This window comes from Colwellia maritima, assembly GCF_022669015.1.
Lineage (GTDB): Bacteria > Pseudomonadota > Gammaproteobacteria > Enterobacterales > Alteromonadaceae > Colwellia > Colwellia maritima.
Map to the genome: position 1 here is coordinate 110,997 of NZ_JAKKSL010000004.1, position 15,589 is coordinate 126,585.

12 protein-coding genes and 3 pseudogenes are annotated in these 15,589 nt (G+C 37.6%); 10 read left to right on the top strand and 5 right to left on the bottom strand.

What is annotated here, in order from left to right:
* Nucleotides 1-3 precede the first annotated feature (3 nt).
* The 7 genes and pseudogenes from L3081_RS19085 (at nt 4) to L3081_RS19115 (ending at nt 6,065) form a co-directional block, all read left to right on the top strand.
* Nucleotides 4-1,218: an IscS subfamily cysteine desulfurase gene (locus tag L3081_RS19085; RefSeq protein WP_242287790.1), complete on the top strand. Its 1,215-nt coding sequence runs from the start codon at nt 4-6 to the stop codon at nt 1,216-1,218.
* A gap of 54 nt (nt 1,219-1,272) precedes the next feature.
* Nucleotides 1,273-1,653 (top strand): Fe-S cluster assembly scaffold IscU, encoded by a 381-nt coding sequence (iscU, locus tag L3081_RS19090; protein ID WP_242287792.1) that lies wholly within the window; start codon nt 1,273-1,275, stop codon nt 1,651-1,653.
* Nucleotides 1,654-1,704: 51 nt separating this feature from the next.
* Nucleotides 1,705-2,029, top strand: a pseudogene (gene iscA / locus L3081_RS19095) (iron-sulfur cluster assembly protein IscA).
* A gap of 154 nt (nt 2,030-2,183) precedes the next feature.
* On the top strand, nt 2,184-2,711 hold the full coding sequence (gene hscB, locus L3081_RS19100; protein ID WP_242287796.1) for a co-chaperone HscB: 528 nt from the start codon (nt 2,184-2,186) through the stop codon (nt 2,709-2,711).
* Nucleotides 2,712-2,821: 110 nt separating this feature from the next.
* A pseudogene (gene hscA, locus L3081_RS19105) lies at nt 2,822-4,707 on the top strand (Fe-S protein assembly chaperone HscA).
* Between the two features lie 57 nt (nt 4,708-4,764).
* The gene (gene fdx, locus L3081_RS19110; protein WP_242287798.1) at nt 4,765-5,103 is read left to right on the top strand and encodes an ISC system 2Fe-2S type ferredoxin; all 339 of its coding nucleotides are present in this window, start codon (nt 4,765-4,767) and stop codon (nt 5,101-5,103) included.
* A 110-nt stretch (nt 5,104-5,213) separates the two neighbouring features.
* Nucleotides 5,214-6,065 carry a mechanosensitive ion channel family protein gene (locus L3081_RS19115; RefSeq protein WP_242287800.1) on the top strand — a complete coding sequence of 284 codons (852 nt, stop codon included), beginning with the start codon at nt 5,214-5,216 and terminating at the stop codon, nt 6,063-6,065.
* A 142-nt stretch (nt 6,066-6,207) separates the two neighbouring features.
* Here L3081_RS19115 and uxuA read toward each other — a convergent pair whose 3' ends face one another.
* From uxuA to L3081_RS27295, 4 genes are all read right to left on the bottom strand, one after another.
* Nucleotides 6,208-7,404, bottom strand: coding sequence for a mannonate dehydratase (gene uxuA, locus L3081_RS19120; protein ID WP_242287802.1), 1,197 nt, complete (start codon nt 7,402-7,404; stop codon nt 6,208-6,210).
* A gap of 61 nt (nt 7,405-7,465) precedes the next feature.
* Nucleotides 7,466-8,542, bottom strand: a complete 1,077-nt coding sequence (locus L3081_RS19125; protein ID WP_242287803.1) for a class I mannose-6-phosphate isomerase — start codon at nt 8,540-8,542, stop codon at nt 7,466-7,468.
* 136 nt (nt 8,543-8,678) lie between these two features.
* Entirely contained in the window at nt 8,679-9,119 is a 441-nt protein-coding gene (locus L3081_RS27290; protein ID WP_274620650.1) for a divalent metal cation transporter, read from the bottom strand.
* A gap of 14 nt (nt 9,120-9,133) precedes the next feature.
* Nucleotides 9,134-9,910, bottom strand: a complete 777-nt coding sequence (locus L3081_RS27295) for an Nramp family divalent metal transporter (RefSeq protein ID WP_274620681.1) — start codon at nt 9,908-9,910, stop codon at nt 9,134-9,136.
* 928 nt (nt 9,911-10,838) lie between these two features.
* Between L3081_RS27295 and L3081_RS19135 the strand changes: the two are divergent.
* From L3081_RS19135 to L3081_RS27305, 3 genes and pseudogenes are all read left to right on the top strand, one after another.
* Nucleotides 10,839-13,902: pseudogene (locus L3081_RS19135) on the top strand (TonB-dependent receptor).
* A 354-nt stretch (nt 13,903-14,256) separates the two neighbouring features.
* Nucleotides 14,257-14,838: a polysaccharide lyase family 7 protein gene (locus L3081_RS27300; RefSeq protein ID WP_274620651.1), complete on the top strand. Its 582-nt coding sequence runs from the start codon at nt 14,257-14,259 to the stop codon at nt 14,836-14,838.
* A 2-nt stretch (nt 14,839-14,840) separates the two neighbouring features.
* Nucleotides 14,841-15,341 carry a polysaccharide lyase family 7 protein gene (locus L3081_RS27305; protein ID WP_338027431.1) on the top strand — a complete coding sequence of 167 codons (501 nt, stop codon included), beginning with the start codon at nt 14,841-14,843 and terminating at the stop codon, nt 15,339-15,341.
* An 88-nt stretch (nt 15,342-15,429) separates the two neighbouring features.
* Here the strand turns inward: L3081_RS27305 and L3081_RS19145 are convergent, their stop codons facing one another.
* A complete protein-coding gene (locus L3081_RS19145) occupies nt 15,430-15,588 on the bottom strand; it encodes a hypothetical protein (RefSeq protein WP_242287805.1) in 159 nt (52 codons plus the stop codon).
* Between the last annotated feature and the right edge of the window lies 1 nt (nt 15,589).

Sequence of the window (15,589 nt, forward strand, 5' to 3'; positions counted from 1 at the left end):
CCAATGAAGCTTCCTATATATTTTGATTACTCAGCAACGACCCCAGTCGATAAACGTGTTGCAGAAAAAATGATGCAGTATATGACTAATGAAGGTCATTTTGGTAATCCCGCATCACGTTCACACAAATTTGGTTGGCAAGCTGAAGAAGCGGTTGATATTGCTCGTAACCAGATAGCTGAATTAATTAATGCTGACCCACGTGAAATTGTTTTCACGTCAGGTGCTACCGAATCGGATAACCTTGCCATTAAAGGTGCTGCTCATTTTTATAGCAAAAAAGGCAAGCATGTTATTACCTGTAAAACTGAGCATAAAGCCGTATTAGATCCTTGTCGTGAATTAGAACGTCAAGGATTTGAAGTAACGTATCTTGACCCAGAAGATAACGGGCTAATTGATTTAAATAAACTTGAAGCAGCGATGCGCGATGACACTATTTTAGTTAGCATCATGCATGTTAATAATGAAATTGGCGTGATTCAAGATATTGCTGAAATTGGTGAAATGTGTCGTGTCCGTAAAATTATATTTCATGTTGATGCTGCGCAAAGTGCAGGGAAAATCAACATTGATATGCAACATTTAAAAGTAGATTTGTTATCTATTTCTGCCCATAAAATGTATGGACCTAAAGGTATCGGTGCACTATACGTAAGTCGTAAACCTCGTATACGTTTAGAAGCACAGATGCACGGTGGTGGCCATGAACGTGGTATGCGCTCTGGTACGTTAGCAACACATCAAATTGTTGGTATGGGTGAAGCTTGCCGTATAGCGAAAGAAGAAATGGCACAAGATCTTGCACATGTTACCGCCATGCGTGATCGCTTATGGGCAGGATTAAATGCTATGGAACAAGTATTTGTTAACGGTGATTTTGACAAACGTTATCCTGGTAATTTAAATGTAAGCTTCAACTTTGTTGAAGGTGAATCATTAATTATGGCATTGAAAGACTTAGCTGTATCTTCAGGTAGTGCTTGTACTTCTGCAAGCCTAGAGCCTTCTTATGTACTACGTGCATTAGGCTTAAATGATGAAATGGCACATAGTTCTATTCGTTTCAGTTTCGGTCGTTTCACTACAAGCGAAGAAATTGATTATGCTATTGAATTAATACAGAAATCTATTGGTCACTTACGTGATATGTCACCGCTTTGGGAAATGTTCAAAGACGGTATTGATTTAGACTCAATTGAATGGGCAGCTCACTAACTTTTTATTCGTTTATTAGCCCCAAAAAATGTGAAACTGCTAGGAGAAATTATTATGGCTTATAGTGAAAAAGTAATCGATCATTATGAAAACCCGCGTAACGTTGGCTCTATGGATAAAAATGATCCATCTGTAGCTACTGGTATGGTTGGCGCACCCGCTTGTGGTGACGTAATGAAGCTACAACTTAAAATTTCAGCCGATGGTATTATTGAAGATGCTAAATTTAAAACCTATGGTTGTGGGTCTGCTATTGCATCAAGCTCATTAGTAACCGAATGGGTGAAAGGTAAATCTATAGAGGAAGCAGGCGAAATCAAAAACACCGCCATAGCTGAAGAATTAGCGTTACCTCCAGTAAAAATTCATTGCTCAATTTTAGCGGAAGATGCAATAAAAGCGGCAATTGAAGATTACAAAAGCAAGAACGGCTAATTTTTACAGCAATACACAATTTACACCAAGACGCTAAACAGGAAAAGTAGTATGTCAGTTACCATGACGCCAAGCAGCGGCAGAGCGAGTTCAATCTTTTATGGTAAACCGAGGTAAAGGCCTTGGTTTACGTTTAGGTATTAAAACAACCGGCTGTTCTGGTTTGGCTTATGTGCTTGAGTTTGTTGATGATTTAAATGAAGATGATAATGTATTTGATATTGAAAATGTAAAAATTATCATCGACACCAAAAGCTTAGTTTACCTTGATGGTATCGAGTTAGATTTTGTGAAAGAAGGCTTGAACGAAGGCTTTAAGTTTACCAATCCTAATGCGAAAGGTGAGTGTGGTTGCGGAGAGAGCTTTAACGTATAATTTTTTATTTAACTCTGTGCTATTTTAAACAGCTTCAGTATCTATTGTGCTTATTGACTGGCGTCAACGCTGCACTTTCCATGAATCTTGATAGAATAGTGTGGGGCTAAACGAAAAGCCTCTGTTACTTTAGATATAGTAGAGCAAAACTATTTTGAATTACTTTCAATTATTCGGCATTGACGTTAACTTCGATGTCGATTTAAATCAATTGTCACAAACTTATCAAACCCTGCAAAAAAAGGTTCACCCCGATAAATTTGCACATGCATCAAGTCAAGACCAACTTCTAGCCGTGCAAAAATCGGCCGAAATTAATGATGCTTACCAAACGTTAAAACACCCGTTAAAACGAGCAGAATATATACTTGTTTTACGCGGTGTTGATTTGCCCAACGAACAGCATACATTTGGTGATACCAGTTTTTTAATGAGACAAATGGAACTCAGAGAAATGTTAGCTGAGGTCAAGATGGCTGAAGATGTTGATGCAGCATTAGAAAATGCACAGCAAGAACTTGAACAAGAATATCAGCAACACTTTAGTTTACTGCAAGCGCAAATGCTTGAAAACAGTGAAGCAGGTAATGCCCTTGCCTGTGATAATTTACGTAAATTAAAATTTTATCAAAAGCTTAATATTGAAATAGAACGTCTAGAAGAGAGTCTGTTTGACGATTAACGTGACGAAGGCAGGTTTAGTCGCGCGAAAAGACTGTTATAGACGAAATAATTTAATCAAGCGTTTTTACGTTTGTGATGACACTAACCAAAAAAGAACATAAATGAACTATGGCTTTATTACAAATAGCAGAACCCGGTCAAAGTACAGTACCGCACGAGCATAGGTTAGCTGCCGGTATTGATTTAGGAACAACCAATTCCCTGATTGCCAGTGTACAAAGTGGTGAAGCAAGCACTTTAACAGACAGTCAAGGTCGCGATATATTACCCTCTATTGTTAGTTATCAAGATGCCCCAGAAGGTAATGGTATTTTAGTAGGAGATGAAGCAAAAGCACTTAGCGTCAGTGATCCTCAAAATACTATCGTATCGGCAAAACGATTAATAGGTCGATCATTATCCGACATACAAAGTAAATATCCTTCATTACCGTATCAGTTTTGTGGGGATGACAATCATCCTGAAATTATGACTCGACACGGAAACATAAACCCCGTGCAAGTCTCAGCTGAAATTCTCAAAAAATTAAGTCAACGTGCAGAACAAGCATTAGGTGGTGAGCTTACTGGTGTAGTCATTACGGTTCCAAGACATTTTGATGATGCACAAAGACAAAGCACCAAAGATGCTGCTAAATTGGTGGTGTTAATGTATTACGTCTTCTAAATGAACCAACGGCTGCGGCTGTCGCCTATGGGCCGGATTCAGAACAAAAAGGTGATCAAGAAGGGGTTATCGCTATTTATGATTTCGGTGGTGGTACGTTTGATATTTCAATTCTCCGTTTAAATAAGGGTGTCTTTGAAGTTTTATCGACTGGTGGTGACTCAGCCTTAGGCGGCGATGATTTTGATGTAGCTGTTGTTGACTACTTAGTTGAACAAGCAGAGTTAACACGTCCTCTGTCACCCACAATTGAACGCCAATTAATGCAACAAGCTTGTGCGGCTAAAGAGCAATTAACAACGCAAACCAGTGTTGAAGTAAAGTTAAGTTTGTCTGACGATAACGTATGGACGACCATTTTAACAATTGAAACCTTTAATAGCTTGATTGCCCATTTAGTGAAAAAAACCTTAAGAGCCTGTCGCGTAAGTTTAAAAGATGCACAAATCGGTGTTGATGATGTGCTAGAAGTTGTTATGGTTGGTGGATCTACACGTGTACCATTAGTACGTACAGAAGTTGAAAAATATTTCGGCAAAAAACCATTAACGTCAATTGACCCTGATAAAGTGGTTGCTATCGGCGCGGCGATTCAAGCCGATATTCTTGCGGGTAATAAACCTGATAGTGATATTTTATTACTTGATGTTATTCCTCTTTCGCTTGGTTTAGAAACAATGGGGGGATTAGTTGAAAAAGTTATTCCACGTAATACCACCATTCCGGTTGCTAAAGCGCAAGAATTTACCACCTTTAAAGACGGTCAAACGGCAATGGCTGTACATGTGCTGCAAGGCGAGCGAGAACTTGTTGATGATTGTCGTTCGTTAGCGCGTTTTGAATTGCGAGGTATTCCTGCGATGACCGCGGGTGCTGCACATATTCGTGTAACCTTTAAGGTGGATGCTGATGGTTTATTGTCGGTTAGTGCAATGGAAAAATCATCAGGTGTTGAATCAAGTATTGAAGTTAAACCATCGTTTGGCTTAGATGACAACCAAATTGCACAAATGCTTAAAGATTCTATGAATAATGCCAAAGCTGATATTGATGCGCGCATGCTTAAAGAACAACAAGTTGAAGCTGCTCGTGTAATTGAATCAATTCAAGCAGCTATAACCTTAGACAAACATTTGCTGACTGATTCAGAAAGAGAAGGAATTGAAAAAGTAATTAAGCAAGTTGCTGATATCAGTCAAGGCGAAGATGCAGATGCAATTGAAGCGGCAATTGAAAAATTAGATCAGGCAACGGCTGTCTTTGCTGAACGTCGCATGGACAGTTCAATTAACAAAGCATTAAGTGGTCAGTCGGTTGAGAAGCTGTAACGAATAGACAATTTTTAGCCATTAGCTAAATAAAAATGACAATGAGAGAAAAGTAAAATGCCAAAAATTATATTTTTACCCAATGAAGAGTTATGTCCAGAAGGCGCAGTTGTTGAAGCTGAAAAAGGCGAAAGCATATTAAACGTAGCTTTAAAAAATGATATTGGTATTGAGCATGCTTGTGAAAAGGTATGCGCCTGTACAACATGCCACGTTATCATCCGAGAAGGATTCGATTCCATAGAAGAGGGCGATGAGCTGGAAGAAGATATGCTTGATAAAGCATGGGGTTTAGAGCCAGAATCTCGACTTAGCTGTCAGTCTATCGTGGGTGACGAAGACCTAGTGGTTGATATTCCAAAATACACGGTAAATATGGTGTCAGAGAATCATTAATCTAGTTTAATTTAAAGGACTATGAGGTAAATTCTGTCTTAATTAGTTGATAATATATAAATATTAGCTAAACTTGAGTAGGAATTTAATCGTACAAATAAAGGGTTTTTATGAATGAGATAGACAATACAATGGCACTAGCCGATACGTTATCGGTGAAAGCATATGAATTAGGTTTAGAGTATGCACCTAAACTTGCCTTAGCCATTATTACGCTAATAATTGGTTTATGGATAATAAAAGGGATTAGTAAACTCGTCACACTATCGATGAAAAGCTCAAAAGTAGATCCTACGCTTATTCCTTTTATGGATAGTTTGGTTTCATGGATTTTTAAGGTACTGTTATTTATTTCAGTAGCATCAATGGTTGGCATCGCTACAACGTCCTTTATTGCTGTGTTAGGTGCCGCAGGTTTGGCAATTGGTTTGGCATTACAAGGTAGCTTAGCAAACTTTGCCGGCGGGGTTTTAATCATGATCTTTAAACCCTATAAAGTGGGTGATTTAATAGAGTCACAAGGACATTTAGGGGTGGTTAAAGAAGTACAAATATTTAATACCATTTTAATTGCACCACAATCAAAACAAGTGATCATACCTAATGGGGCGGTATCTAATGGCTCTATTACTAATTTTACTGCAGAAGGTAAAATTAGGGTTGACCTTACTGTGGGGATTTCTTACAACGCAGATATTGATCTTGCTAAATCCGTGCTTTTGGACGTGTTAAAAGCGAATGATAAAGTAATGACAGAGCCTGCACCTTTTGTTGGTGTTACAGGAATGGGCGATAGTTCGGTTGATCTAGCTGTTAGACCTCATTGTCATCCAACGGATTATTGGCCTGTATTTTTTGAAGTTAATGAAGCGATGAAGAAAGCGCTTGATAAAAATAACATCAGCATTCCGTTCCCACAACGCGATGTACATTTAATTCAATCACAAATAACTCAATCATAAATTAAACCATATTTTTTGAATTGTTTTTAAATAAACGCTATATTTTTCTAAAGTATAGCGTTTGTTTTTTCTAAATATCTAACCTCTAGAATCAAAAAGTATTAGTACATCCTCTTACAATCAATAGTTTGCCGTAAACATATTACCCAACCGCCGTAAGAGCCTTAATAACACCTCTAATTTCAGCTAAACCTTTCAAGCGACCAATACAAGAATACCCAGGGTTTCCCTGTTTATAAATATCATCTAAAATTTGGTGACCATGATCGGGTCTAAAAAATATATCATTATTACCCTTTTTTCCCTCGCGTCTTTTTTCTTCATTTAACAAAGCAGAAATCACTCTGACCATATCTACATCACTTGATAGATGGTCAGCTTCATAAAATGAACGTTGTTCATCTTTATCTTTAGCAACACCTCGTAAGTGAGCAAAATGAATACGAGATCCAAAATCTTTAGCCATTTCAGGTAAGTTATTATCTGGCCGACTACCGTAGGTTCCTGCGCATAATGTAATACCGTTTGCAGGGCTTGGTAGTGCAGAAAAGAGAATATCTAAATCTTCAGCTGTACAAATAATTCGTGGTAAGCCCAACATATCTCTTGGTGGATCATCTGGGTGAATGGCTAATTTAACTCCTAACTGTTCAGCTTTAGGTAACACTTGTGTTAAAAATGAAAATAAATTTTTTCTTAAAATATCTTTAGTAATATTTTTGTAATTTGCTAGGGCATTTCTAAAGTTATCAAGTGTATAAGCATCAGTCATTTTACCTGGTAAACCGGCAATAATGTTTTTGGCTAATAAGGCTCTATCAGCTTCAGACATGGCTAAAAATGCAGTTTTTGCTTGTTTTATTTCTGCTGCTGAATAATCCGTTTCAGCCTGTTCACGTTGTAAAATAAATAAATCAAACGCAGCAAATTTTTGTTGATCAAATCTTAGGGCATAACCCCCATTTGGTAATTGAAATTTCAAATCTGTTCGTGTCCAATCGATTACCGGCATAAAATTATAACAAATAGTTTTAATACCACATTTTGCTAAGTTTTCCATGGATGTTATCCAAGCATCCACATAGCGTTGATTATCTACACGACCTAATTTAATATCTTCATGTACAGGAATGCTTTCTACCACTGACCAAATAAGAGAGGATTGATTCTTGTTGTTTTTTTCAATTAACCCTTTATGGATCTTAATTTGATCTATTGGCCATACTTCACCAGTAGGTATTGTGTGCAAAGCACTCACAACATCAGTAGCCCCTGTTTGTCTAATATCGGCAATCGATACAGGGTCGTTAGGACCAAACCATCTCCAAGCTTCACGCATTTAAACTCTCCACATATCATTTCTGTATTTGTATTTATTCAAAATTTTCTTGATTCGGTTATTAACTGTTTCCGGGATAACATTCCAAAATAGACATACCTAAATCGGTTTGGTATTCAAATTCTCGAACACCAAGAGGGCAAAAGAACCGATCCCAACGATTAAGTTGAGTGATTTTGTCGCCCATACGTAATACGCCCGTTCCTTCCGTTACAATGCCGTAAAAAAAAGCGTTTTCATTACGTTTAAAATACCCTTTTATTTGTGCTCTTTTTACGGTGAAGCAAGATGTTTCACTGGCACCAATTAACTCTTCAAGTTTGTTTCCTTGTTCGTCGACTGCAATAACTTTAGGGTAACATCGAAACTCTGCATTGATCTTTTCTGAAGGAACTGGAGCAAAATTAAATACGTCTAACGCTGTTTCGATATCTTTGCCCATAAATCTTGCTTGTTCTGGTATTTCGTACCCACAACGTTCAAACTCAAATCGTACGGCTAAATCTGATGGTTCCATTATTTCCAACATCAGAATGCCTTCACCTAATGCATGTGGACGACCACCAGGTAGGATAAAAACGTCACCCGGTTTTACCGGAATTTTGTCAAAACAGCTTTCTATGGAGGTAATATCTTGGGTTTCAATCCATTCTTTTAGCTGCGCTCGACTTGGCGAGCGTTGAAAACCCGCATAAATATAGGGGGTACTGATATCTTCACGCGTTTCAAGAATCACATATGCTTCAGTTTTACCACGTGGCATATTTAAACGTTCTTGAGCAAACTCTCGGGTTGGATGGGCTTGAAAATGCAAGCGAGTAGAACTATCCAAATATTTAACCAACGGAATATCATTCATCGAACGTATTGTGCCACCACTTTGCCCCAGAAAAAATTGCGGATCTTTCTCTAGTAATTGACGAAAAGGAACATACTTTCCTTGGTCATTTTTTACCATCGCTAAGCCTTCAGAGATATGTTCGCGACCAATATTACGAGCCTCGACGGTTGAGCCAATCCAGTCTTCTGGAAAACTTGAATCTTGAGGATTTTCCTTTCCTTCGATCATATCTAGCAGTTTTCCGCCTCTGTAGGTTCGCCATACACGGTTGGCTGTAAATTTAATAATTTGATTCATAGTTACTATTCCATTGAAATTGTTTGTTTCAGCATTTGCCTATTAAAAACAAACCATATGCCTGGGAATTAAACCCGCTTATAAGTGCGGAAAATGACAAATAAAGCTTAGCCACCGTTATCACAATAAAGGGGGGTTAAAGATTCTGTAAGGTAGAAATGATTCCAATTAAGCTCATGTAGCTCATGATTAAGGCAAATATAAATATCATTACTAAGATAATATTGGTTACCTTTGAAAACTTATTCTCACCCATTAAGCCTGTTTTATTACCTATATAGAAAATACAGCCAACGGTAGCAGGTAAAAGTAAAGCCCCAAAAGCCTGAGAGCTAATCATTACGGCAATTGGTTTAACATTAAAAATGGGTACAATTAATCCTAATAAAGATATGACGAAGGCCATAATTCGGTAGCTTGGTCTTTTCAGATTAGGTGCACGTTGGTGAAAATCATCTAGTAACCAAGGTAGTAATGCTACATTTGGAAACTGCGAAGAAATACCTGCTGCTATTAGTCCAATAGTAAAAATAGTGACAGCAGCAGAGCCTGCTAAAGGCTCAAGTAAATTAATCATTTGAGTTACATTGACTAATGTAACGCCCTCAACAAATAAAGATCCACCGCTGCTGCCATGATTGAGGTACTAACAATAAACATTAGAAATGCTGAAAAAAATGCATCTCTATTTTGGGCTTTTAAGTCAGCTATTGTCCAACCTGCTTCTTTTACAAGGATAGTACGTAATATAAATAGCCCTGAAAACACAGTTGTTCCCACCATCGACGCTATGACTAAAAATGCATTTTTATCACTTCCTGTATCAGGTACGTTAGGTACCATACCTTTTAAAATGTCCATTGCCGGCGGCATAAGAATAATAAAATTAATCAAAAAACATATCGACATGATACCGACGAAAATCGCCAATATTTTTTCAAAAACGTCTGTTTTACCTATGAGAAAAATGGCATAGACAAAGCTGATAAAAAAGAGAGCACAAATAACAGGTGAGATACCGCCGCCAATAAAGTTTTTGGACCATTCATAACAAACATCAGCTAAGATACCCATGACCCCAATAACACTTCCGCAGATTTGTGTTGTGAGTGCAACGATAAACAGTATCGCAACTGTTGGGTGTATATGCTTTTTAAAAGACAGAAGCGCTGTTTGACCGGTTACTAACGTGAATTTTCCAAATAAGTTAATTAAAAAATAGGTGATAGCGCAGGAAATAAAAATGGTCCAGAGTAATGACATACCATAATCAGCGCCGGCTTTTGCCATAGCTGTAACGCTGCCAGTACCTACGGTAAAACCAAACAAAAATATTCCAGGCAGTAGAGACTTAAAAAACATCTTCATATTATTCACTTTAGTTGTACCTTACGTTAGCAGCATATTTAAAGTACTTATTTTAAAGCACTTATTTGTTAGAAAATTTAATATAGTCAAAAAAAAGGTCTATCGTACTTTTACAGTAGCTAGCGCTATCAATATCTACAAGTTACCAATAAAACCAATTAATAAAAAATCTGTATGACCAAATGTAAATCAAAATACAACAGATTGCAATTACCAAAATTGAAATTATATTATATTCATTATTATTGATGTAACTTTAAAAGTGGTGTTTTTTATAGTGTCACAGTACTACGATTTCTTTTTTATATTTTATTAATGCTTATTAATCAAATGATTATTTTTTTGCTAAGTGTCTAGCTAACATTCAACTTAACCATTTTATCTAAAATGAAAGAGTGATAATTACTGATTATAGTCATTTTACTGAGGTGAAATCCAAAAGAGCAGGCTTAAAGTGGTAAACCAATTAGTTATGTATTAATAGGAGGTGACATTGTTAGATGATTTTTTGGTTAGACCGACAAAATCTATATTTGGTTATTTTTTATATCTTATTGAAATAAAATAATGAGTAAATAAGACGGATGATAAACCAGTGTAATTGTAAACAAGTAATTTAAATTCAGTGTGTTATGTGTTTTTATTAAAGTCGACGGTTGATTTTTATTTTTTATTGGTAAGTTATGTTTTTGTTTGTTTAGTTATTTTGGTCTAACCAAAAGGTTGACCTTTTCTGTTTTTATTGTAACTATCTATGTGATTTCTTGTGAGTACAAGTACTCAGTGCTTTAGTTATGAGGAGTCGATACTTTATTTTATCGGCATCTGTCTTGAAGATGACGACTTATATTCATTAAAACAACAAACAATAAATGTAGCTTTTGAATTTTTGTAAACCAATTTCAAAATAACTACTCCGGGGAATCATATGAGACAAAAATTATCTAAAATAACCCTAGCGGTTTTGTCAGCAACTTCGCTAAATTTTGCAACGTCAGTATATGCACAAGAGGTGCCTGCAGAATCAGAAGTTGAAGTCATTCAAGTTACGGGTATGAGAGCCTCTCTGACAAATGCACTTGCAGAAAAACGTGATACAGATAATCTAGTTGAAATAATTAATGCTATTGATATTGGTAAGTTGCCTGACCAAAATCTAGCAGAAGTACTTGAAAACGTTACAGGGGTTCAAATTACAAGAACAGCGGGTGTTGGTACAGGCGTACAAATTCGTGGTAGTAACGCTAACCGTGTTGAAATTAATGGTGCATCTACTGTTGGCTCTGGTACTGGTCGTAGTGGAATGAATTTTGAAGATATTTCTGCTGCAATTATTCTTGGTGTTGAAGTGACTAAAGCTTCCGAAGCTAAAACGACAGAAGGCTCAGTGGGTGGAACGATAAACATTCGTACTATTCGCCCGCTAGAACTTACTGAAACCTTGGGATCTTTACGTGTACAAGGTGAAGATAGTAGTCTAACAACCGATGGTGTTCAACCAAGAATGTCTGGGGCATACGGTGATAGTGGGAACTCGACTCTGGCGGTAAGTTCGGTGTTGTTATCAGTGGAAGCTATTCTAAACAGGAAGCGACTTCATTTCGTCCACGTCTTGACCGCGATGGTAGCCTTGTTGAAAATGTGAACGCGAATGTTGTGAGAAGTGGTGAGTTAGAAGATCAACCGACTGAAAGACCTGCTGCTCAAGAATTCGATTTTCTCGGTATTCAATTTGTTAATCAGGAATTAGAAAATTTTGAATATGAAACTAAAAATATCGCTGCTTCATTTGAGTATGCACCAAACGATAATCTAAAGTTTTTCTTTGATGCGGTTGTTACAAAGCAAGAACGTCGCCAAGATAGTTCGCGAGTGCAGGGATCTGGTATTGCAGAAGCACATGATTATTGGGTACCTGATGTATTTGAAACTGTTGACTTTGGTTCACTCGATGGTAACGAAGTTGGTAGTATTCAAGCGGCACTCATTGGTACGGTTGGCGTTAATTTAGAGGCGGACGATGATGATCCAAACTTACGTTTTAGTAGTGATACTGGTGCACGTATAACCGATACCGAAGTCTTTAGGTTAGGTGGTGAATGGCAAGGTGATAATCTAAAAGTAAGTGTTGAAATATCAAGTGCAAATTCTGACACGATTTCACCTAAGCTAGATGCTCAAGTAAACTTTGTTAACCCAAATGCGCCACTTGATGCGCTAGATGCTGATGGTAACCCTACGGCTGCTACGAGTAATGATAATAGTGTACCACTAACTTATGACTTGAGTGGCGGTTCGCTAACCTTTGGTGTAGCTTTTGACGCGCCTTATGCACCAACCGCAGCCGATTTATTAGACCCGAACAACGTAATGTTTGACCAAGTAGATATAAGTCGAAGTACAGTAGAAAATTCTGAAGATGTATTCCGTACGGATTTCACCTATTTCTTAGACGATAATATTATCGGCTCTATTGATTTTGGTTATCGTTATAACAAAACGAAACATACTTCAATATCATCATCAGATCGTATCGGTAATTTCAGCAAATTAATTGATAGTCCAAATGGTTCTTTATTCTCAGAATTACTTGTTCCCGGACCTAGCAATTTTGATGATGCCGATGGCAGAGAATTAGCCTTTCGTAATTTCCTTGTTATCGATCCTGACCGAGCTTTCAACGATCAGGTCGGAACATTAGCTATATTAGAAGCAGCATTGGCTACTCATCGCGCACAACAAGAAGCACTAGGTTTTACTTTCGATAGCCCTGTACCTACTGCAGATCTGACACCTTCACTTGCTTCTTCTTTTGCTATTGAAGAAGAAACACATGCCCTATATGCGCAAGCTAATTTTGAGTATGAAATGATACGCGGTAATTTTGGTGTACGTTACTTAACTACAGATATTGCATCAATAGGTAATAATGAAGTTGGAGGTGTTGTAACCGAAGTTGTAACACCGGGTGATTATAGCTACACGTTACCTCGTTTGAATGTGGTTGCTGATGTAACTGATGATATTGTTGTGCGTTTTTCTTGGGGGCAAGATATTAGACGTCCAGATTTTGACATCATCAGTACCTCAGTACAATATACTACGAGCGAGAATGCTTCGGTATCCCTTGGTAACCCAGGTTTAGAGCCGGAAGAAGTAACGTCGTTAGATCTTTCAGCTGAATGGTATTTTGCAGAAGCAGCGGTTGTAAGTATTGGTTATTTCAATAAAAAACGAAGCAACTTATTTGTTACTACCTTGAATAGTGCTTCAATTGATGCCAATGGCAAGCGTGACGGTAATTCTTCATGTGTAGGTGGCGGTATATGGAACCCTTGACTACTCAGCCTAATTCTTTAGGTGTACAAGGTACTACTGGATTATGTGTAGATGTTGAAACCAATACCAATGATTCAGCTACAACAACTCAAACAGGTATTGAAATGGCATTCCAATATGACCTTTCTAGTTTTGAAGAAGATTTAGGTTGGGCATCAGGTTTTGGCGTTATTGCTAATTATACCATTCAAGAATATAGCGGTGGTTCAGCTACCTATAGCTCAGCGACTCGTGGAACCGATATTTTTAATGCGATTAATGGCATTTATGATGATGCAGACTTCGTTAGTCTTACCGCCGAAAGGGGGCTTCTTGACTTCTCAGAAAATGCCTACAACCTTGCGTTGTATTATGAAAAATTTGGTCTTTCAGCAAGAGTACGTTATACATGGCGTGAAGCATTCCGAACAGAAGATACTGCAGGTGGTGCTACGCTTAACTCGACACTTGGTTTTCCAACAGTTACCCATGACAGAGGGCAGGTTAATGCCGACTTAAGCTATGATGTAAATGATAGCCTAAATATTGGCATTGAAGCAGTTAACTTGACTAAATCAGATATTACTCAATCTTGTGTTAATGAGGGGGCTTTATTTTGCTTCCAAGGCTTAACAGACCGTCGTATTACTTTTGGGGCTAGCTATAAGTTTTAGCATTAATGCATAACAAAGAAGAAGATAGCCTATTTGATTGGATATTCTCACCACGTTATCACTCGCTCTGCGTATAAAGTGGTGCCGACATTTATTGAAAAAATAGGTTATGTCTAGGATATTGGGGTATTAACAGTACCCCAATATTATTTTCATTTGAATGACCAACAAACACTAAAAAATGATTAAGATTGTTATCCCCTTCATTCCCCTTGAGTAGTCATTTTGGATTAACCTAATCACCTTTTGAATTCATTTAGAATTGAGAATAGTCAAAAGATCAAATTGCTCAATGTGAAAATAATTTAATGATTATCCCAACCTGAGACCATTCTAATAAAAAGAGAACTTTCTATGAATAAAATATCAATAAATAAGTCAATAATAATACTTACTGGTGTGACATGCCTATTAACGGCTTGTGCAGCCAACTTTTTGGTAGCCGATGAACTGAACTCGATATCGGTTCCTGCTGATAACTTCGATCTTAGTTATTGGAAACTCACACTGCCTGTTGATGAAGACAACAACGGAAAAGTAGATGAAGTCGATGTTAAAGAATTACAAACATTTTCTCACCCTAACTATTTCTACTTAGATGAAAAGGGCGGTATGGTATTTATCTCGCCAAATAAAGGAGCTACCACCAGTAGTCTAGCAAGTACGCGTAGTGAGCTACGTCAAATGAACCGTGGTTTTAATACCAATATTGACACTCACGCACCAGGCAATAACGTGGTGATTTCTGCGAATAAAAAGGCGAAAGAATATTCAGCCATAGGCGGAAAATTAAATGCAACGTTAAAGGTTAATGCGGTGTCATTAAGAGCCGGTCACCCAGATAAACGACCGACCTATACTGTGGTGATTGCACAAGTTCACACAGGTAAAATCAAAGGTAATCCAGAGGGGTTTGGTGGGGTAATCAACCGATAAAAATTTACTATAAAAAATTCCCAGGGCACGATAAAGGCTCAGTTTTTTGGAATTATGAACGTAATTTAGCTAGGAATGATCCAAACAGAATTGATATATCTTATCCTGTTTGGGGATACACATGGCAGAATAAATCTGATCCAGGCGCCGAAGGCATTGCCCTTGGTGAGGAGATAAATTATGAAATCAATATTTATGAAAATATGATGTACTTAACCTTTCAATCAGAAGGTCACCCAGAGGTAAAATATTCGGTTGATATATCCAATAATATTGATCCATTTGGTAAAGTAGACGCCCTTGATAACCCTAGGGGTTACACAGGTGATTGGTTCTATTTTAAAGCCGGCGCCTATAACGAATGTAATGCCAAAGATGGTAAACACTTTGTCTATACCGCTTGTCTGGGGACAGGGGATTGGGCTATTGATAAAGTCAATGGCGACTTTACCAGTGTCACATTTTCTAAATTAGCCCTCAGTAAATCTACACCCGTTAAGTAGGTAGAATAGACTGAAAAAAGGTTTATTTCTTAATGAAATAAACCTTTTTTTGTACACTACAAAGCGCAGAAAAGCGTGATACGGGGTATTAGAGCGTTTTCTCACCTGAAGTGGTTTTAACTTCGTCATTCTTGAGTTTGTTGTCGGTAGGTTTACCTTTCCACCATACGGCTAACGATGATCCGGTAATATTCATTAACGGGCCAAAAAGGGCCGGCGCTAACCCCATACTGGCAACGCGACCCATT